Origin of the sequence: Sphingobacterium phlebotomi (assembly GCF_008180195.1) — a bacterium.
Lineage (GTDB): Bacteria > Bacteroidota > Bacteroidia > Sphingobacteriales > Sphingobacteriaceae > Sphingobacterium > Sphingobacterium phlebotomi.
This window is the reverse complement of sequence record NZ_VTAV01000014.1, coordinates 1-20823: the sequence shown is the minus strand read 5'-3', so window position 1 is coordinate 20823 and position 20823 is coordinate 1. Positions and strand designations below refer to the sequence as shown.

Annotated in this window: 13 protein-coding genes; all 13 read right to left on the bottom strand. The window is 41.0% G+C overall.

Annotation, left to right across the window (positions count from 1 at the left end; genetic code table 11):
* Positions 1–18: 18 nt before the first annotated feature.
* The 13 genes from FXV77_RS16600 to FXV77_RS16540 all read right to left on the bottom strand — a co-directional run bounded on the left by FXV77_RS16600 (position 19) and on the right by FXV77_RS16540 (position 20568).
* Positions 19–1629, bottom strand: a complete 1611-nt coding sequence (locus tag FXV77_RS16600) for a glycoside hydrolase family 31 protein (RefSeq protein WP_187444164.1) — start codon at positions 1627–1629, stop codon at positions 19–21.
* A gap of 6 nt (positions 1630–1635) precedes the next feature.
* Positions 1636–3189: a DUF4832 domain-containing protein gene (locus tag FXV77_RS16595; RefSeq protein WP_148920364.1), complete on the bottom strand. Its 1554-nt coding sequence runs from the start codon at positions 3187–3189 to the stop codon at positions 1636–1638.
* An 18-nt stretch (positions 3190–3207) separates the two neighbouring features.
* Positions 3208–4332: an acyltransferase family protein gene (locus FXV77_RS16590; protein WP_148920363.1), complete on the bottom strand. Its 1125-nt coding sequence runs from the start codon at positions 4330–4332 to the stop codon at positions 3208–3210.
* 38 nt (positions 4333–4370) lie between these two features.
* Positions 4371–5234, bottom strand: coding sequence for a PKD domain-containing protein (locus FXV77_RS16585; RefSeq protein WP_148920362.1), 864 nt, complete (start codon positions 5232–5234; stop codon positions 4371–4373).
* 36 nt (positions 5235–5270) lie between these two features.
* A complete protein-coding gene (locus FXV77_RS16580) occupies positions 5271–6737 on the bottom strand; it encodes a RagB/SusD family nutrient uptake outer membrane protein (RefSeq protein ID WP_148920361.1) in 1467 nt (488 codons plus the stop codon).
* A 27-nt stretch (positions 6738–6764) separates the two neighbouring features.
* Entirely contained in the window at positions 6765–10181 is a 3417-nt protein-coding gene (locus FXV77_RS16575; RefSeq protein ID WP_222867812.1) for a TonB-dependent receptor, read from the bottom strand.
* Between the two features lie 195 nt (positions 10182–10376).
* Entirely contained in the window at positions 10377–11549 is a 1173-nt protein-coding gene (locus FXV77_RS16570) for a FecR family protein (RefSeq protein WP_148920360.1), read from the bottom strand.
* A gap of 84 nt (positions 11550–11633) precedes the next feature.
* Positions 11634–12200: an RNA polymerase sigma-70 factor gene (locus FXV77_RS16565; protein WP_148920359.1), complete on the bottom strand. Its 567-nt coding sequence runs from the start codon at positions 12198–12200 to the stop codon at positions 11634–11636.
* Positions 12201–12291: 91 nt separating this feature from the next.
* Positions 12292–13365, bottom strand: coding sequence for a formylglycine-generating enzyme family protein (locus FXV77_RS16560; RefSeq protein ID WP_148920358.1), 1074 nt, complete (start codon positions 13363–13365; stop codon positions 12292–12294).
* 69 nt (positions 13366–13434) lie between these two features.
* Complete coding sequence (locus FXV77_RS16555) at positions 13435–14850, bottom strand: Gfo/Idh/MocA family protein (protein WP_148920357.1); 1416 nt, start codon at positions 14848–14850, stop codon at positions 13435–13437.
* A 260-nt stretch (positions 14851–15110) separates the two neighbouring features.
* A complete protein-coding gene (locus FXV77_RS16550) occupies positions 15111–16415 on the bottom strand; it encodes a TolC family protein (protein ID WP_148920356.1) in 1305 nt (434 codons plus the stop codon).
* A 3-nt stretch (positions 16416–16418) separates the two neighbouring features.
* The gene (locus FXV77_RS16545; RefSeq protein WP_148920355.1) at positions 16419–19496 is read right to left on the bottom strand and encodes an efflux RND transporter permease subunit; all 3078 of its coding nucleotides are present in this window, start codon (positions 19494–19496) and stop codon (positions 16419–16421) included.
* 13 nt (positions 19497–19509) lie between these two features.
* Complete coding sequence (locus tag FXV77_RS16540; RefSeq protein WP_148920354.1) at positions 19510–20568, bottom strand: efflux RND transporter periplasmic adaptor subunit; 1059 nt, start codon at positions 20566–20568, stop codon at positions 19510–19512.
* Between the last annotated feature and the right edge of the window lie 255 nt (positions 20569–20823).

The window sequence follows — 20823 nt, the reverse complement described above, 5'->3', positions numbered from 1 at the left end:
ATTACAATTAAAAATTTACTATTCCTTATTCAATAATTCAAATACGGGTAATCTATCAATCGGGATATGCTTTTCTATAATTTTAGGTCCTACAAAAGTTTCTCCTTCATCGCTTTTCCAAACTCCTTTTGGCAGATTAATTTTTCGCTTATTTTCTTTCGTGACAACGGGCGCTACTAGATATTTTTCGCCCAACATGAACTGGTCTTGTATTTCTGCCATTCCTTGATGCGGAAACTCATATTCCATGGTACGTACAATAGGCTCTCCGGTTTCGGCAGACCGTCTTACCAGTTCCATAATATAAGGAACATATTGTTGCCGTATAGCTACCAATTTTTTTACAGCCATCAGATTGTCTTCGCTCAACACCCGCCATGGAGCGACGGAAAATTGCATCATCGGCATTAAAGCCGAACACGAGGCGGAACGCACCACGAGTTCTTCATCTAAATTATCCCTTCCGATAAAAGAGCCGAATTCACCTCCTCCAATCATATCCGGACAAGTAAATTGATAACCTAATAGACCAGCAACAGTCATATGCGGAATTAACTTTTGAAGATCTTCCCAACTATGTTTTTTATCGCGTAGACGTTGTACTAAAGGCTCTCCACCCATTTTCCACATCGCCCGGTATTCGTTTAGCGGATAATATTTCCCGAGATTTCCCCAAAGACGGCTATGCTCATTGGGTGTTGCTGGACGAAAGGATATAGCATTTACTGGATAAAAATCTGCATCACCAGCATCCAGCTTGAATCCGTCCAGATGATACGTTCTAACCATGTATTCCAGCCTATCATGAAACCATTTCTCTGCTTCGGGATTCGTAAAATCCATTACAGCACTGTAGCCATTCCACCAGTTTACAATCATTGGTTTATCTGCATCCTTCCAGCTCTTTTTGTCTGATCCATCATACAAAAGATATTTTTTAGCTTGTAGTTCTCTAAAGACCTCCGTATCCGGAGAAATAAACGGACTAATCCATAACATCACCTTAAATCCCATTTGATGTAATGTATCCACCATTCCCCTCGCATCACTGAATCTATCTGGCCGGAAATCAAACCGCCCGTAATAATCAGCCCAGTTATCATCAATCATAAGCACCCCCGGAGGGAAACCATTATCAATAATGGATTTTGCGTAAGTAAGGATATCTTTTTGGTTTTGATTATAAACGAGTTCTATCCAAGTGTTGTATTGTGGACGCGTGAACAATAAGGTATCGGGAAGTTGCCCTTTTGATGGAAAAAACCGTTTACTGGCATTTAGATATGCGTCACGCAGGTTTTTACCTAAAGAATCTACTGTAATGGTTTCACCTCGGTTTGCTATCGTTATTTGATTATTTTTAATCGCGAAACGGAATGGTTCTTCACTCCAAATAAACTTCCCTTTGGTGGAGACAAGTAAAGGGACAGCTTGATTCGTTCCGGTATTGCCATACAGGTCGAAATCATAACCTTCCGCTAATGGCATTAGGTGAGCTTCATTAACGACACCGCCGAACCATTTTTCATCTTTTTCAATAGGAATTACTGTTTCTTGGGCAGTTGTTTTATACATTACCCCTACAGAAGCTATGATGATTAATCCTAAACGGATGAATATGCTCTTCATAGCATGTTAGTTGACTGTAATTTTATGATTCAATTTATTGTAACCCGTTGCTGCTTCCCATACATCATTATTGGCCAAACGAATACTATATTCCGGACGGTTAGCAATACTCTCGTACGCATCGGGGAGGTTCATAAGCAGTTCATATTCGCCTTTTTCCACATTCGAAGGAATAGCAACGGAAGTTTCCAAATTGGTTGTTCCGGGATACCATTTTCTAACATCGGTATTGATCGATAAAATCACAACATCCTGTGCCCCTACCTTGCGCAATAGCAGTTGTACCGGTCTCGCATTATAAGGAGATGCATAACCTTTATTGATTAAGTTAATCGTCAAAGGCATGTTACTACCCGCATTAACAGCATCTGGAAAGAGTGCATTTTGCAGGACAAAGCGATATCCCAGATTCTTCTTGATATTATCCATACAGCCAGAAGTTTGCCATTTATTGTTCAATTGATTATTGTAATGCGCATTGATATAGCTATAATGCATTTCCGCAAATGCTGCCTGTGCTTTACCTGCAGGTTCACATTCGTTATCCGGCGTAAACGTATTATTGCAAGTTTCTCCTCCGACGACCACATATTTGCTGTCTTTATTCTTATATGCTTTTAATGCGTCAATCACGGAAGCACTACCGCTCCGGTTACTCGAACTGTTTCCATAATCTTCGTACGTACCGGTATCACTTGGTCCTGAAAGAAAGCAGTCATTATGAAAACCTAATCTTGCCTTATCATCTGCCGAAAAAGCCTCTGACTCTGTTAAAGGTTGAGCTGTTATAGGAGTACTAACACCATAGATAAAACGTTGTTTCTGCTGTGGGTATCTTACCTGTACCATTCTACTTTCAGGAACCGCATCTAGCAGTGCTGCAATTATCTCAGCTCGGTCTGCCCAATTCGCATCCAGTAATTTACCCTGCCCCCCGTTGGACGAGGGGTCTCCAAAGAAATCGGTATAATATTGTTCTCCCCAAAGACCTACAAAACCAAGCTGTACACAAGCTATTACATCCGCATTCTCTTGTAAGACAGGTTTTAGATCTGCTATATGCTGTAGCATGTGCTCTTTTGCTGTATCACCATAAGGGGGGCAAATAAATCCTTCCGGACAATTGCCGGCATTTGAGGTTATGGAATAAACAAACCTAGGGATCAATTTAACCCCCGCGGTTCTAGCGGCGACCATATCCGCATTGATTTTTTCTAACGTACTTTGTGGTATAGAAACTGTTTTTACATCATCTAACACATAATACCGGAAAACCAATGTACTATATACCCGATAATTAGCATTTTGAATGCTTTGTAGTTGCCGATAGCCGGCAAGGGTATTGGCATCCAAAACCGTAAAATTGCTCGTATGTGTTTCGGTGTACCGATAAAATCCCCGTTCCGGATTAGCGAAATCCTCCATACTTTCGGTGTAAGTTACAGTAGGTTGCGGCTCCTGTTCCGGCGGTGAATCATTTCCGTTTTTTGAACAACTGCAGCTCATCAGCGCAGGGGCAAACATGCATATATAGATCGATAATTTTATTGATAATTTCATACGTATCGTATTAAATAGTTAGAGTTTAAAAAATATTTTCTTTTTGAATAGCCAGAAACATATATACCATTCCATAAAAAGTGTTACCAAGGCCGATATCACAGACATCACTTGATCCGAAAGACCTGTGAAACCTAAAAACCCTTTGACAAAAATTGCCGTTGTGCCATTTAACCATTGCATGCCGACTGTTTCGAAAAACAGATAGATGAAAATAGCATTCATGCCTACTACGGTGAATATCCATGCGTATTTCGACTGTTTCTTTATATCATTGATCCAGAACAGCAAAGCCATAATGAGTAACACCCATCCGCCAGACACCAAAACAAAAGAACTGGTGCTAATCCGCTTTACAATGGGGGTGAAATCGCTGATGTCTAAAGCATATCCCGCTATTAATGCTATTATTCCGGCACCAATCAGGTACTTCATCTTTTGTCTGTTGGCAAGTGGAGACACCAATAGTTTCCCTGCTACAACACCCCATATCGTGTGCGCTGCTGTAGGGATAAAATTAATGGCAACCCAACCATCGGAATTTATTTTCCCCATTAAAACGGTATCCATATAGGCTCCGAAATTATGATGCTCCGTAAAAGGCTGATCAAAACCAGGAAACTGTATAAAACGGTACAAGCATTCAGTAAGCACCAATAGGAATAAGGAAAAAACAATTTGCCAAGGACCAGATTTCCGGATAATCAGATAGGCAATAATAGTCGTTATAGAGAGCTGGGTAAGTACATTCCACAATTCCCAGACTAGCTCACCGGCATAAACGCAATGTAACGCTGTTCCAAACAAGAACAGTCGGAAAGAGCGTATAAGTATGTGTTTGAAGTTACTCTCCCACGTGACATTTTTTTTTGATTTCCTATACCACGAAATATACAGTGCGGAACCCGCCATCAACATAAATGCCGGCTGCACTAAGTCCCAGAACCGCAGTCCATGCCAAGGGTGATGGAAGAATTGCTGTACGATGCTACTTGCCCATGAATGCTCAGCAGTAATACCATTCAACATACTATAGAGCCTACAGCTCTCGGCTGCGAGTAGAATCATGATAAGTCCACGCATGACATCGAGCGAAACTAAACGCTGACTGACGAGACCTGCATTTAACGGTTCTTTTTCCATATTATTTTTTACGTTAATGTAATAAGTAGGATTCCCCCCTATAAAGGAAAGGCACCGTATTTTGCTTCCGGATATTGATTGGCGGGTATAGCTCCTATTTGTAAATAGGCAGACGTCGCTTCTATAATCGCAAAATTTAACGAACCGGCTAACGTCCCCAAGACATTTCTTTTTACAGAAAATTCAATAACATTCTTTCCCTCTGTTGTCTTCATTTCCGAATAGTCAATAACTTCCGGAAAAGATGCTATATCACCGGAAAAGCCACCCCAATCATCTGCAGGATTACCAGAATGTACTTGCAAACCTCCCCATTCATCGGTTATACTGCCCTCCAACTTATAATCTGCACCGGAACCTGCCGGATACTGCCACCCGGGATAACCTGTCGCTGGATTTTTATCCGTATCTAAATAGACCTGTAAGATGGCAAACTCCATATCCATCGTCCCTTCCAGTAAGAAATTAAGGTGCGTAGGTGATGCAAATGTCTTTACTGACGAAATAGTTCCACCAGATGTGCCCTCATTGATAATATTATACTCTACATGCTCCCAATCGGTAAAATCACCATCTATTTTAATATTGGGGCCAATAATAGTTACCGTATCGATAAAAGTACTTGTCAAATCACCATTTTTAGCCGTTAACGACACCAGATAATCTCCTTTAGCTTTAAATACATATTGAGGTGATTTTCTCGTCGATGTTTCTCCCGTTCCATCGCCAAAATCCCATAGGTATTCTGTCGCTTCGGTGGAGAAGTTCGTGAAATTAACCACAAAGCCATCTGCTACGTAGCTAAAAACGGCCTTCGTTTCACTATCTCCGTCCTCCTTATCGCAGCTGAATATCAACAGTGTTATCGCAATACCAGCCAACTGAATCATATATCTTCTCATAATACAATCTCTTTTATATTGTGTTATCTGTTTCTGTTAATTATAGCCCGGGTTTTGAATAAATAATCCCTTTCCTTCCGAAATCATGGTTCTGGAGAAAGGAAAAAGTTGCTTCTCGGGGGAAGTATATTCTGATCCTCTCACTTCCATTGCACGTGAAACAAATTTATCGTGCCGGATTAAATCTGCTCGGTATTGTCCGTTTTCGCACCAAAACTCATGACTTCTTTCTGTCAGCAACATATCATTAAATGTTGTTAGATTGGAATAGTTAGCGAGTTGTAAATCTCCAAGCCCAGCTCTGTTGCGTACCTCATTAATGAGGGCTATGGATTCCTGCGTTGGTGTACCACCACCATTAGCCAATGCCTCTGCTTTGGAAAGCAACACGTCAGCATAACGGTACATGATAATATCAACCGTTGTGAAACTTGTTGTTCTCGCCGCATCTTCGTGTATTTTCAATGGCAAAGGCCCGTAATTAAGAAATGTTTCTGGATTATTTCGATTATACGTCCTGCCTTCTGCATCCGTAAATTCAGCAATTAGCATTGTCCGTCTTCTATCTTGCGATTCAAAAGTATCGTAGAACCACCAGGTACTTTGTATCGTTCCCCAACCTCCTTTCGGTAGATAAACACCTGGTAGCACCATTAACTGCCATTGATTTTCACTGGTGCCTTCATAATCACAGGGAATGGCCCAAATCACTTCCCTACTGGTTTTCGCACCGTTCAGATTCCACATACCAACGTAATCGGCATCAAGCTGGTAATGATTATATTCTATAATATCATTTGCCAATGCCACCACCTGATCCCATCTCTTCTCATGCAGATTGAGCCGGATCAGAATCATCTTCGCCAATGCTTTATTAAACCTGCCATAAACTGCCTCTGCAGGATGAGGCAAGTCTTCTGCTGCCGCTAATAAATCTGCTTCTATAAAATCCACCATCTCATTATAGGGCATTCTGGCGAGAGGTGCTTCTATCAATGGGTTTTTCAAGACTTCCAGGGGTGCGATAACCAACGGGCCGTACAGATCGAATAACGTATAAGCCAACAAACCTCGGGCACAACGTACTTCGGCAATTGCTTTTCTTTTTAATTCATCGCTGACTGTCGATTCTTCTATCAAATTGATGGTCATCGTCATCATGCTGATTTTGTTATAGAACCAATCATAGAAATAGGTAATACCGGCATGATCGGGCATATAGCTATGTTGCGTAGCCTGCAATTTTTCATCATACCAACCAGTCAATATTTCGGTCGTACAATCACTGATCATCATGACACCTCGTTCAGAGGTTGAAAAAATACCATCCCACCAAGATCCTCTGAGCGGATAGTAAGCTGCATTTACCATAGCTTCGATATCGGTTTCCGATTTAGGAAAAATTTCGGGGTTTATATCGCCATAATCAATAGATACTAAGTCTTTGGTACAGCTGGCCAACAAGCATACAGCTGATATAATCAATAACTTAATCTTTTTCATATTTATTTTTTTTTAGGTCCTTTCCAATTAAAATGTAAAATTTACCCCTGCGGTAAATGTCCTGATATTGGGATACGCAGCCGTGTAGCTATCGGTTTCGGGATCAACGCCACTGTATGGCGTAATTACAAAGATATTATGAGCCGCTACATTCACCCGAGCAGAAGAAAATACGTTACCCATCCATTTGTTGGGCAATTCGTATCCTAAAGCAATATTCTGCAAGCGGATAAACCAAGCTCTTTGCAAAAAGAAATCGCCGTAACCATCATTCGAATAATTGGCAAACGTACTCGGGTTTTCCGTTGACGGATTGGTGGGCGTCCATCGGTCCCTTACACTTCTTAACGCATTATATCCCTGCACGGCAACACCCCAGGCACTGTAACCATAGTTCACATAATTTGGATCTGCCATTCTTCTGCCCAACAATCCATTAAAATCAAAATTTAGCGTAAACTTCTTGTAGGTAATAATATTAGTTAAACCAATCATATATCCCGGATCCGAAGAACCCAAAAACATATAGTCTGCTTCATCTATAATGCCATCCGGTTGACCGGTTCTCAAAAATCTACCGTTTTCGTCTACCATTGGTTCACCTGCTTCGTTTCTTAACAGGCCGTTGATATCTCTTATTTTTATTTGTCCCGGCTTTAATGATGGCTGCCCTTCGGGTGCTGTTTCACCGATTTGCATAATACCATCAGACAATCTATAAAACATCGACCGTATCGGATCATTCACATTTTCGTAGACACTGGGCTTCCAATCCGGTGCTCTTTCCCGCCAGGTATCTCTGTAGAAAGAAAAATTCGCAATCGTTCGCCATTGAAATTCTTTACGCTGAATATTCCTTGTCGTCACACTAAACTCTATCCCCCGGCTTCTTGTTTTACCAACGTTAGCCCAGACCTCATTTACCTCATGATAGGAGTTCAACGGCTTCATCTGGAGCAAATCGGAGATAACATTACTAAACAATTCGATCGAACCTTCTACCTTTCCACCCCATAAAGAGTAATCTATCCCCAAATTAGCTCCGGTAGTTGTTTCCCACTTCAAATCAGGATTTTCCAATCGTGATAAAGAAACCGCCATCATCCGTGCATCTTCATCGGACAACCAGCCCGCATAAGAACCATAGGCCGAAAATGCATTTCCGCCAATATCCGCATTCCCCGTCTGTCCGTAGCTCAATCGCAATTTTAATTGGTTCACTGTACCATTCAGACTCTGAAAGAAAGGTTCTTCGGCAATATTCCATGCTGCAGCGACAGAAGGGAAGGTTGCCCATTTATTATTTCTGGCAAATACACTGGCACCGTCTGTACGCATGGTAAACGTGAATAAATACCGGCTGTTGTAGTTATAATTTAAACGTCCGAAATAAGACGCAATCATATTCTCCGAACTATACGAACTTGAAGGAAGCTGTGTACTACCTGCGCCGAGATTATTCCACAAAAAAGCATCCGTAATAAATCCTGAAGCAGCACTCCCAGAAGTTCGTTCATAAAACTTTTGTCTGGAAATACCGCCTAACAAATCAACCTTATGTCCGTCGCCAAGCATTTTAGTATAATTTACCGTTCCTTCCAGCAGGTAATCATCGCGATCAAAGTTATTAATAGATCCTCTTCCGTTCTCCAACTCACCGTGTATGGTTGTTCTGGGTAGATAGGCCATTCTTTTACTAACTCCTCTGTCTAAACCTGCTTTAAGCCTAATAGTAAGATCGTCTATCGGTTTAAAATCAGCAAAGGTATTCAGTAACATCCGTTCTACCCGCCCTTTATCTCCGATGGTCAGCATCGACGCAGGGTTGGGTTGAAGAGGAGCACGTGGATTCCGCGTATAATTACCATCTTCATCCATCGCAGAAAACTGCGGTCCCATCTGCAATGCCATCCGGATGATTCCGGAGTTTTCATGTTCACTGCCTCCCAGTTGCGTATTATCATTATCTATGCGGCTAGCAGTAAGATTTACGCCTAATTTTACATATTTTCCCAAATCCTGATCGATATTTGTTCGTACAGAGTATCTTTTGAAGCCAGAGTTTTTTACTACCCCTTTTTGATCATATGCATTCCCCGATATCATGTACTTCGTCGTATTACTACCACCCGCCACGGATAAATTATGCTGCTGGGTACTGCCGTTCCGCATCACCAAATCAAACCAATTGGTTCCCTTACCGATATGATTAATTGCATTCTGGGTAAATGGCTTTCTATATACGGGTGCATTGGGGTTTTCCTGCACTTCCTCGGCTGTGTTGCTACCATAGGGATAGACCTGGTTATCAAACATCCATTGGTCATAAGATGCTTCGTTGCTCACTTGCATCCATTCTTTCAATGACAACATATCGAACGAATTATCATACGTTTGCCATGAAAAGTTACCGGAATAGTCTACCCTTGCCTTGCCTTCTTTCCCTCTTTTCGTTGTAATGAGGATAACCCCATTTGCCGCTCTGGCACCATAAATAGCCGTTGCACTGGCATCTTTCAGTACGTCTATTGATTCGATATCATTCGGGTTAAAGGAATTCAGTATACTTTGTGTTCCGCCATCATACCGGTTTTCTGTATCCGGTTGCTGTAAGTCCGAAATCGGGAATCCGTCCACCACAATTAAGGGTTGGTTACTAGCATTAACGGAACCCGCTCCACGAATCAGGATATTTAGCCCCCCGCCAGGCTGTGCACTGTTCTGCTGAATCGTTACCCCCGCAACTTTACCCTTCAACATATTACCAATCTCCGGTCCCTGAGACATCACAATGTCATCGGCTTTTACAGAAGATATCGCACCGGTAAGGTCTCTCCGGGTCTGCGTTCCATAACCGATAACCACCACCTCGTCCAAATCACTCGTTACGGGTTGAAGCGAAATCGATATTTCTGTCCTACCCGCCGTAGAAAGTTCTTGTGATACATAACCTAAAGAACTAAATACCAACACACTATTCGCAGTTGGCAATTCTATGATAAACACGCCATCTTGATCCGTGACCGTCCCTATACTTGTTTCTTTCACCGTGACACTGACACCAGAAAGTGGTTCATCTTTTTCGTCGATCACACGTCCTTTAATCGGTTGTTGCTGTTCTTCCTTAATCGCAACTTTATTTTTTACCCTGGTAACCGGTTTAATCAAGATCGTCTTATCCAGTATCTCCCATGTAAATCGTTGCCCAGCAAAAGCTTTTGCAAGCGTCTCTTCTATAGAAGCGTTGTTGACTTCCATACTGACAGGAGCCGCTTCTTGCAAATAGGCGGCATCGTAAAAAAACGCATATCCAGTCTGCTTTCGGATTTCTTTAATTACCCTTTCTAACGATGCTTTCTTTACAGATAAATTGATCTGCTGGGAATAAACTGACGCCTTTATTTGTAAACAGGCAAATAACGTTAGTAATAAAGTCAGTTTCATAATCAATAAGATTTGGGGTAGTTTCCTATTATTATTCATACATTTGTATTAGTTTAAGGTTAGTAAATTTGATGAATTACTTTCGTCGGTATTATTCTCGGAAACAAAAACCTTACACAAAACATGGGGTGTTAGAGCACCGCTGTTATTGGGCCCCTTGTATGCACACAGGGGGTTCTTGTTTTTCAGTCGGACTTATTTTAGCATAGATATCCTCCTTTCGTCTATTTTAAATTTCAGTCCACTTGTTGTCTCCATCATTTTGAGGACTTGAGAAAGCTTCACATCTCTCGGAAGGGCACCATTAAATTTCTTTTGTGGCATATTGTCTATGTCCACCTCTACATTATACCAACGTGAAAGTTGCCTCATGATCGTAGCGAGATCGGTATTGTTAAAATAGAACATGCCATCTTTCCATGCCGTCACTTCTTCTACATCGATATCTTCCAACAGTCTGATATGGCCTGTTTTAGCAATTTGTGTCTGCTCTCCCGGGTTAAGCGTTCGAGTTTCTTTCGTGACGATCGAGGAAACCCTTACCTTGCCTTCTACCAATGTCGTCTTAACAACTTCCTCATTACGATAAGCATTCACGTTAAAATGTGTCCCTAAAACTTCAATTTGCTGTGAAGAAGTCTTCACTATAAACGGCTGTCTTTGTGAACTATTCTTTCGATACACCGTTGCTACTTCAAAATAGGCTTCCCCTTCTAGTTCTACAACACGACTATTTCCGGTAAACGAAACGGGAAATTTCAAGGAACTGGATGCGTTTAGCGAAACCTTTGTGCCATCTGGGAGTACAAGTTGATATTGCCCTCCCCGTGGAATTGTAATCGTATTAAAAACATTTTCGCCGAGATTACCATTTTGCGGATTTTCTGCCGAAGTGTAGGCTACTTCTCCATCTTCCAGTTTTTTAATCTGTGCACCGCCCTGATCAGCCAATACACCCCTTTTTGATTCGTCCAAATTGAGCACCGTTCCGTCGCTCAAGGTTAACACAGCTTTGTTAGTTCCAGGGTCGACGTCCTGTTTCAATCGGCTTTCCACTGTATACGCTGGTGAAAGCTCCTGCTGTTGATTTTGTATTAAAACTCCAATAGAAATAGCTATCAGTACCACCGCCGCCACAATTTTAAGAAACGGAAACGACCTAAATTTTGTTTTATACCCAGGCAAATCCATACGGATGCGTTCATACAATTCTCTTTCAACCGCTTCTTTTTCTCCCAAAACACTGCTATCCCATTCGGTATCCTTCTGAAACTGATCGTAATAATAATTGTACAACGCCACCTCCTTTTCGGTAGCCATTCCGCTGCTAATTTTTTCAGCTAATTGTTGAAACTCTTTAGGGTTCATATCAGGTGCTTGTATATATAGGGCACCTATGAGGACGATTACCCCCAAGGCAAAGTGAGTTTTTTTAAAATTAATCGGATATAGCTAAAAAAACAACAAGAAAAAGGACGATATCCTTGCCAGAGAGGCTCTCATTTTTTTTAGCGCTATGGTCATTTGATTTTCAACCGTCTTAACGGAAATATTCAAACGCTCGGCAATTTCTTTATTGCTTAAATTCTCCTGACGACTTAATAAAAATATTTCCCTGCATTTCTCGGGAAGTTGATTGGTAAAGTGATTGATAATTTCCATCATCTCTTTGACTTCAAAGCTGTCTTCCACTAATTCATAGGGTTCATCTATTTGCTTCAATTTATCAAAAAAAGACATCCTTACCTTACCTCGTTTAATATAATTGGCAACTTTAAATTTTACGGCGACCAATAGATATGGTTTAAGTGACGCGACATTTAAACCGCTACGATGCTCCCATAACCAGAGGAAAAGTTCTTGTACAATATCTAAACAAGCCTCTCTTTCTTTCAGTACATTATAAGCTGAACCAAACATAGCATTCCAATAACGCCGATATATTTCGTCAAAGGCGCGTTTATCGTCGTGGCTAAGCTTCAATAACAGCTCACTATCCTGAAAGTCGTCGTACTTCATTATTGAGGTCTAAATCCAAGACCAATTTAATAATTTTCCTCAAAAAATCAATAAAAAAACTATGCAGGCTATAGCTTTAGGAGCAATGGTATTATATATCCTTCACGCAGCGAAAACCCACATTATTCGTCGGGCTGTTTATTTCACCTTTCCCCCGACTACCAGCCTTATAACGTTCGCAATATTGGTCATTACATAAGAATGAGCCGCCACGCTGCACACGTTTTATCAGGCCTGGCTCTTGTGGATCATGCGAATCTACGGGACCTTTCGGATTTGCTTTTGGGCTATGCGCATAATAATCTGGTCGATAAAAATCAGAGCACCATTCCCAAACATTACCTTCCATATCGTATAAGCCATATGTATTCGGTGGAAAAGATTTTACCGGAGCTGTCGTTTCGAAACCGTCTTCTTTGGTATTGTTGGATGGAAAATCACCTTGATATATATTCGCCAACCATTTTCCATCTTCCTTTTTTTCGCTTCCCCAGTAATAAGTCTCGTCCTTATGTTTTCCTGCTTTAGCTGCATACTCCCATTCTGCTTCGGTAGGTAGTCGTTTTCCTATCCATTTGGCATAAGCTTCTGCATCTTGATATGCCAACTGTGTAACAGGATATTTTTCCTTTCCTTCGATCGAGCTATTAGGACCCTCCGGATGTTTCCAACTCGCGCCAGGTACGTACTGCCACCACTGCATATAATTATCTAAACCTTTCACCCCCTTCGGTGCAGCAAAAACTGCTGATCCAGGAACAAGCATATCTGGATCCACACCCGGAAACTCATTTGGGTCTAACGGCCGTTCGGCGACCGTTACATATCCGGTCGCATCTACAAAGGCCTTAAATTGAGCATTGGTAACCTCATGTTCATCCATGTAGAAAGAAGAAACTTCGACCCCATGTATCGGCTGCGCATCAGGAAAATTGGAAGATCCCATCTGAAATGTCCCTCCTTCAATCAAGACCATCCGAATATCGTCCTTACCCTGTGCATAAGATAAAGAATCTGTTTTTTTAACAAAACGTGATGGAATTGCTCCCATATGGCATAATGCTACCGAATCTTCGATAACCTCATTTTGCGCAGTTTTTGTTCCTGACTGACAAGCTACCATACAGCAAGCAAAAACGGCTAGTAAAAAACATCTTGAAAACATAGGCTCTAATATACAGATAATCAGCTTAAAAATAAAAGATGCCCATGTGATTGGTGGGCATCTTTCTCTTTATTCTACATTCAACTGATTATTCGAATTTTTCGTTACTTTCGGACGAATCCCTGTATTTCCTCCGTCTTTCAAGCTTAGATCATGTGGTTGATTAGTTTTCCACGCTCCTTTCGTAAAATCAGGGATATTCACAGTCTTACTATTTTTAGCAACCGACTCACAGCTCAATGGTACGATGGCACTCCACGATGCCCCTTCATACACAGGCTGTTCGATCGGCAACCCATTGCGCAAGCAATCAATCAAACGCCAATCCATCATAAAGTCCATACCGCCGTGTCCTCCGACTTGTTTTGCTTGCTCACCGATAAATTTCACCAATTCTGGTGTGTATTTTTCTTTAAGGCTCTTTAATTCATCTTCTTCTAAAAAGCTATGTCCAAATGCAATTCCCTGTTTCGGATATTTTTGGGCAAAACCCTTGGTACCGCTCAACAAGTGAATACGAGAATAAGGTCTAGGCGAAGTGACGTCATGTTGCACCATCAATGTTTTACCTTTTTCCGTTTTAATTAATGTGGTATCCATATTTCCACGATATTTCTTACCTACAAATTCTTGGAAAAAAGAATCTTCAGCTGCCAATTCGCGCGCTTTATCTCCCATTTGAAAATCAGCCGTCTGCATAGCGACCAAATGGGTCATTCGATCTCCACTATTGATATTCATACATTGTGCTATTGGACCGATTCCATGTGTTGGATAAAGATTTCCATTCATCTTAATATTCTCCCGCAAACGCCACATTTTATCATAACCCTGTTTGCTAAAGTTTAGATCTAACAAATCATGGATATAAGCTCCTTCTGCATGTACGAGTTCGCCAAACAGTCCTTGACGAACCATGTTTAACGTCAACATTTCGAAAAAATCATAGCAACAATTCTCCAACATCATACAGTGCTTTTTGGTCTGTTCCGAAGTTTTAACGACTTCCCAACATTCTTTCACCGTTAAACCAATAGGTACTTCACATGCGGCATGTGCTCCAGCTTTCATTGCAGCAATACACATCGGTGCGTGAAACTCCCAAGGGGTACAGATATAAACCAAGTCTATCTCCTCTTCTTTCAGTAACTGAACCCAGCCCTCGTCACCAGAATAAGATTTAGCCGCTTTTAAGCCTTTATTGGCCAATATCTTCTGTGCTTTTTCCACTCTATCTGCATGACGGTCGCACAACGCTACAATTTCTGTTCCTTCAATATAAGACAGACGATCGACAGCTCCCGGACCGCGCATCCCCAAACCGATGATCGCAATACGCACCGTATCTATCTTCGGTGCAGCGTATCCCCACATATTGAAATTTGGAGCAGCGGCAAAAGCCTCGGTGTTTAATGCTGGCAATGTAATTGCTGCACTAGACAACAGCGATGCCTTCTTTAGAAAATCTCTTCGATTAGTATCCATAAATTTAATAAATTTCTCTTTTAACATTAAAGGGGACAATATTGCGCCCCCTCTAAAATCACCTATTTTAAAACAAACTAACAGTCTACTCGCCATAACCCTTATATTGTGAGACAGTATACAAATGGTTATCAAAAAAGGTTTTGTATGACCTTTCCCAACACAAGTATAATAGTATTCTCAACTAAAAAAAAGTAAAAACACAAAGCAAACGTTTGCTCAATTTTTCATCAATAGAATTGATACAATCTTTTTCCTCTTCAAAAATCGATCTGTCCAACAAGCTCTTTCAGCTGTATTTCCGATAATTTAGCTTGTAGTTGAGCCGCATTGAAGCGTGAAATAGCATTTATAAAATTTTCTTGGGCATCTCTAAACTCTACGGCACTAATGGAGCCTATTGTATATTTAGCTAGCGTAATCTCAAGATTTTGACGCGCAATATCTTCATTCTTTTCTTCCATCCTAACCAATTCTATATTGGTTAGATAGGTCTCATAAGCCGTTTTCAAACCTGTCTGTACAGCTAATCGCTGTTGTTCGATTTGCAAAGCTGCATTATCAATCTGAATTTTAGCAATACGCTCATTACGACGTTGGTTCAAGCCATCAAAAATATTAACAGAAGCTGTAAGTCCATAAGTAAGTCCTCTAGAGTTGGACTGTGCAACAAACCCCAAACTGGATTCCGTTCGAGCAAAGTTATATCCTCCGTTTAAACGTACAGTGGGATAACGAGCCGATTTAACATCTTTCAAATCCAATTCTGCAAGCTTTTTGTTGAGAATAATAATTTGTAAATCAGGATTAAACTGATCAGCTCTTTCGAGCAAATCGCCGTATATCAGACTCTCATCAATACCGACCTCTGTATCTATTATGAAATCTATGTCTAAGTCTCTAACCAAGATGCCATTCAGCATTGTCTTCAAATTCTTTACTGTTTCCACTTGCCGAAGTCGAGCAGAAAGATCTTCGTTCAAATTTACCTGCACGTTCAATACTTCCAATTTCGCAGCCTTACCAATAGAAAATCTATTTTCTGCAGTACGAAGTCGCTCTCTGGAAATAAGAATACTAGAATCTAATGCCGATAGCAAGTTTAGTTGTTCCACGATCGTATAATACAAGGTGATAACGTCACCTACCGTAGAAAGGACAGTTCTCTTCAATTGCAAATCACCTTGTTTCTCTAATTCCTGCAGTTTTTCATAACGAGCAAACATACCTAAACCATCAAAAATGGTCCATCCGATATTTACTCCGTAGGTTAAACTATTGTTTCTAGCATTATCCAAAGAACGTTCAACACCGCTATTCTGAAGTTGTGTTGCATTTTGCACACTATTATTCTGGGTAAGATCCGCCGTCACTGTGGGAAGCATCCCTGCACTTCCATACGTTTTATTCTCTTTGGTCGCAAGCAGTTCATTTTTGGATAATTGTATATCATAGTTATTTTCTAACGCAATCTCCACCGCACGTTTAACCGTTAACAATTCCTGCCCAATTACCACAGTGAAGATGCCTATCCCTAAATACAGCGAAATCAATATTCTTTTCATAGCCTATTCTTCAATATTATCAAACTCCGATCTTTTTTTTCTGGATCTCGACATCATTAAATAAAAAGCAGGAATAACATATAAGGTCAAAATTAACGAAAACATAGTTCCTCCAACAATAACAACTCCCATACCTACGCGACTTGTAGAAGCAGCTCCTAGAGAAAGTGCAATGGGAAGAGCGCCCAAAGCAATAGCCAGTGATGTCATCAATATGGGGCGTAAACGTGCTTCGGATGCTTTGACTACGGCTTGGTATTTTTCATAGCCCTGATCTCGAAGCTGGTTGGCAAATTCCACAATCAATATTCCATTTTTTGTCACCAAACCGATCAACATAATGGTTCCAATCTGACTAAAAATATTCCAACTTTGGGCAAATAACCATAATGAAAATAAAGCCCCTCCAACAGCCATAGGTACCGTGAGTAAAATAATAATGGGATCCATAAAACTTTCAAACTGTGCTGCGAGAATAAGAAAGATCAGAAGAACAGCTAATCCAAATGCAAACATCGTATTCGAACTACTCTCCACAAAGTCCCTGGCTTCTCCTCCCAGATCTGTTGTAAAAGTAGCATCCAACACACGATCTTTTATGGTATCCATAGCGGCGATACCATCCCCCATGCTATATCCCTGCGCCAAACCCGCTGATACCGTAGCTGACATATAACGGTTATTATGGTACAATTGGGGTGGACTACTTCGCTCCTCTATTTCCACGATATTATCCAATTGAACAAGAAGACCATCCTTATTTTTTACATAAATAGCCGCTAAATCCATTGGTGTTGCTCTGTCCTTTCTATCGAATTGCCCCATTACTTGATACTGCTTCCCATTCATCATGAAGTACCCAAACCGTTGCCCCGATAAAGACATCTGAAGTGTCTGGGCAACATCTAACACGGAAACACCCATCGATTCCGCTCGATCACGATCGATCGTTACGTATACTTCCGGCTTGTTAAACTTTAGGTTGACATCCACAACAGAAAATGTCCTGTCTCTTGACAGCTCTTCCATAAATTCCGGAATCTTCTCCTCTAATCGCTCAAAATTAGGTGCTTGAATAATGTATTGAATGGGTAGCCCACCACGTCTGTTGACCGATATAGTAGGTTGTTGCGATACAGAAACCCTAGCTTCGGAGTACTGTCGGGTCATTCGGGAAAGGTCGTCAACTATTTCCTGTTGGGTTCGCATACGTTCTTCTGGTTGTACCAATCCCAATCTTACAAAACCACTGTTAGAAGAGGCTGTTCCAAATCCCGGGGAGGTAATGACGAGGCTGACCTTTTTCTCCGGAACAGAGTCATTTATGAGCGTGGTAAGCTCTGTCATAAAGCGATCCATATAATCATAAGAGATCCCTTCCGGCGCGGTAGCATTCAACCTAATATAACTTCTATCGTCATACGGGGCAGTCTCTTTTGGGAGTATGGAATAAAAGAAATAAATAAGACCAAAACATCCGGCAATAATAACGATGCTTAGCCATTTCATTTTCAAAAACCCCTGCAAGGAATTTTCATACTCCTTGTTCATAATCTGGAAATAACGCTCTGTTTTGTCGTAGAATTTAGATTTACGTTGTTCCCCCCCTTTCATTAAATAAGCGTTGAGCATAGGCGTCAACGACAAGGATACAAAGGCTGAAATTAGCACGGCAGCACCAATAACAACTCCAAATTCCCTAAACAAGCGCCCAACAAATCCCTCTAAAAAAATCACTGGTAAAAACACAGCAGCCAACGTAATGGAAATAGAAATGACGGCAAAGAATATCTCATTAGAGCCTTTTATAGCGGCTTCAATTGGAGACATCCCCTCCTCCACCTTCTTAAATATATTTTCCGTTACAACAATACCATCATCCACCACCAACCCTGTAGCTAACACGATAGCCAGCAATGTTAGCACGTTAATAGAAAAACCACACAAATACATGATAAAAAACGTGGCAATCAAAGAAACGGGGATATCGACTAAGGGGCGGAAAGCTATTGACCAGTTTCGAAAGAAAATATAAATAATCAAAACAACCAGAACAATAGCAATGATTAATGTTTCTACCACTTCAAATATCGCTTTGCGTACAAACTGCGTATTATCCATTGCGATATTTAGTTCGAAACCCGCTGGAATATCTTCCTCTAATTTATCGTATTCTTCATAAAAGTGTTCAGCAATCTCTATGTAATTAGTTCCCGGTTGCGGAATTATCGCTAAACTAACCATAGGGAACCCAGAATCTGACATTTTCGTTTCGAAATTTTCAGCTTCTAATGCCGCATTGCCTACATCTCCCATCCGCACTACACGTCCTCCATCTGCCCGAATAATAATATTATTAAATTCTTCCTCTGTCTCCAAGTTCCCCAGGGTTTTAACAGCTAATTCTGTATTTGCTCCCGTGAGCCTACCCGAGGGTAATTCCACATTTTGATTATTCAAAGCCGTTCTAACATCCAATACAGTGAGGCCATAAGATGCCAAACGTACAGGATCTATCCATAGCCGCATAGCATATTTACGTTGTCCCCAAATCTGGACCGAACTTACCCCAGGGATAGTTTGTAGTCGTTGAGCAATAAAATTATCAGCATAATCCGACAGTTCCAACACATTTCTTGTCGTACTCTGAACTGTCATCGTAATGATAGGTTCCGAATCTGCATCAGCTTTAGAAACGACAGGAGGAGCATCAATATCCTGCGGTAGATTCCGCATAGCCTGCGATACCTTATCCCGTACGTCATTTGCCGCTGCTTCCAAATCCTTATCTAAATTAAACTCGATTGTTATATTACTCGCTCCTTGGCTACTAGAAGATGAAATATTTCGGATGCCGTCAATCGAGTTAATTGATTTTTCCAGTGGTTCGGTAATTTGGGACTCTATAATATCTGCATTTGCTCCTGCATAGTTTGTCCGCACAGAAATTTGAGCCGGGTCAATAGAAGGGTACTCCCTTACGCCCAAAAAAGTGTATCCGATAATCCCAAAAAGGATTAGCAGTAAGTTCATGACTATAGCGAGAACAGGACGCTTAATACTTAATGTAGATAAACTCATTACAATGCTCTATTTAACGCAGGGTTACATTTACAGGGCTGCCGTCTCGCAATGACATCACGCCAGAAGTCAAAACAGTATCTCCCTCATTTATGCCTTTAACAATCAATACGTCAGCATCCGTTCGGGCACCGGTTTCAACCAATACCTCCTTCGCTAAACCGTCTTTCTTAACAAATATTTTTTTACCATTCTGAATCGGAATCAATGCTTCCGCCGGTACCAACAGACCTTTTTCCACAGTCTCTAGCGGGAAGATAACGTTGGCGAACGTCCCTGGAATAAGCCGGCTATCTTTATTATCGGCCCAAGCGCGAACCCGCAGCGTGCGGGTTGCTGTTTCTACCAGAGGTTCTATAGCATATACCGTCGCCGGAAATTCATCACTTGTACCTTGCACGGTAAATCGCACCGAAGTGCCTATTTTTACTTTGGCAGCATATCGTTCAGGAATAGAAAATTCCAATTTCACTTTGCTCATATCCACGAGTTGAGCAATATCGGTCATGGGTGTAATATAACTTCCTTTAGAAATATTTCGAAGACCTACCGTTCCTGAAAATGGGGCACGAATGGCTGTTTTTATTAATTGTGCCTCTATAAGCTGTATCTGTGATTGGGCGGTCCGATGGTCCGCGCTTGCGATATCATATTCCTCTTGACTGATAGCTTCTTTTTCTAAAAGAAGCTTAGCTCTACGTTCATTCTCTGCTGCCAAACTATTTCTTGTTGTCGCCTGTGCCAATTGAGCTTTCAATTCAGCGTCATTTATCTTAATCAAGATCTGTCCATTAGACACATTCCCGCCTTCGGAAAAATTTAACTCTTCTACGATTCCTGAAATCTCCGAACGTAAATTGATAACTTCATTGGGCTCGATAGAACCAGAGAGTGATAAAAAATCGGAAAAAGGTTTTCCAGAAACTATTATGCCGTATACTTTTGCCTCCGCACGCTGTCTTCCCCCAACATTTTCAGCAGTTTTTTCCCTATTAACGATAACCCGATAGGATACCAATGCCGCTATTATCAACAAAATAATAATTAAAACCGTTGCAAATCTCTTACTCATAACTATTTTGAAACTTCATAAAAAGGAAATACATAAAGACAAGATACCGCTATTTTATCGGATTCACTTGTAAAAATCTTATTATAAAGGATAATCAGCGATGTATAGGAACGATAGCAAGCATTGTCCAAGGTAAGATTTAGGATAACTGATAGGGAGCCTCATTTGAGAAATAAACAAAAAGCCCCTGCAGTTATGACTGCAGGGGCCTGTATAGGATTCGGCACCGACCTACTCTCCCACCTTTTACGGCAG

Bases quoted from the DNA above. Each gene is read 5' to 3' on its own strand.
- FXV77_RS16600 (WP_187444164.1), bottom strand. From the start codon at position 1,629: ATGAAGAGCATATTCATCCGTTTAGGATTAATCATCATAGCTTCTGTA.
- FXV77_RS16595 (WP_148920364.1), bottom strand. From the start codon at position 3,189: ATGAAATTATCAATAAAATTATCGATCTATATATGCATGTTTGCCCCT.
- FXV77_RS16590 (WP_148920363.1), bottom strand. From the start codon at position 4,332: ATGGAAAAAGAACCGTTAAATGCAGGTCTCGTCAGTCAGCGTTTAGTT.
- FXV77_RS16585 (WP_148920362.1), bottom strand. From the start codon at position 5,234: ATGAGAAGATATATGATTCAGTTGGCTGGTATTGCGATAACACTGTTG.
- FXV77_RS16580 (WP_148920361.1), bottom strand. From the start codon at position 6,737: ATGAAAAAGATTAAGTTATTGATTATATCAGCTGTATGCTTGTTGGCC.
- FXV77_RS16575 (WP_222867812.1), bottom strand. From the start codon at position 10,181: ATGAAACTGACTTTATTACTAACGTTATTTGCCTGTTTACAAATAAAG.
- FXV77_RS16570 (WP_148920360.1), bottom strand. From the start codon at position 11,549: ATGAACCCTAAAGAGTTTCAACAATTAGCTGAAAAAATTAGCAGCGGA.
- FXV77_RS16565 (WP_148920359.1), bottom strand. From the start codon at position 12,200: ATGAAGTACGACGACTTTCAGGATAGTGAGCTGTTATTGAAGCTTAGC.
- FXV77_RS16560 (WP_148920358.1), bottom strand. From the start codon at position 13,365: ATGTTTTCAAGATGTTTTTTACTAGCCGTTTTTGCTTGCTGTATGGTA.
- FXV77_RS16555 (WP_148920357.1), bottom strand. From the start codon at position 14,850: ATGGATACTAATCGAAGAGATTTTCTAAAGAAGGCATCGCTGTTGTCT.
- FXV77_RS16550 (WP_148920356.1), bottom strand. From the start codon at position 16,415: ATGAAAAGAATATTGATTTCGCTGTATTTAGGGATAGGCATCTTCACT.
- FXV77_RS16545 (WP_148920355.1), bottom strand. From the start codon at position 19,496: ATGAGTTTATCTACATTAAGTATTAAGCGTCCTGTTCTCGCTATAGTC.
- FXV77_RS16540 (WP_148920354.1), bottom strand. From the start codon at position 20,568: ATGAGTAAGAGATTTGCAACGGTTTTAATTATTATTTTGTTGATAATA.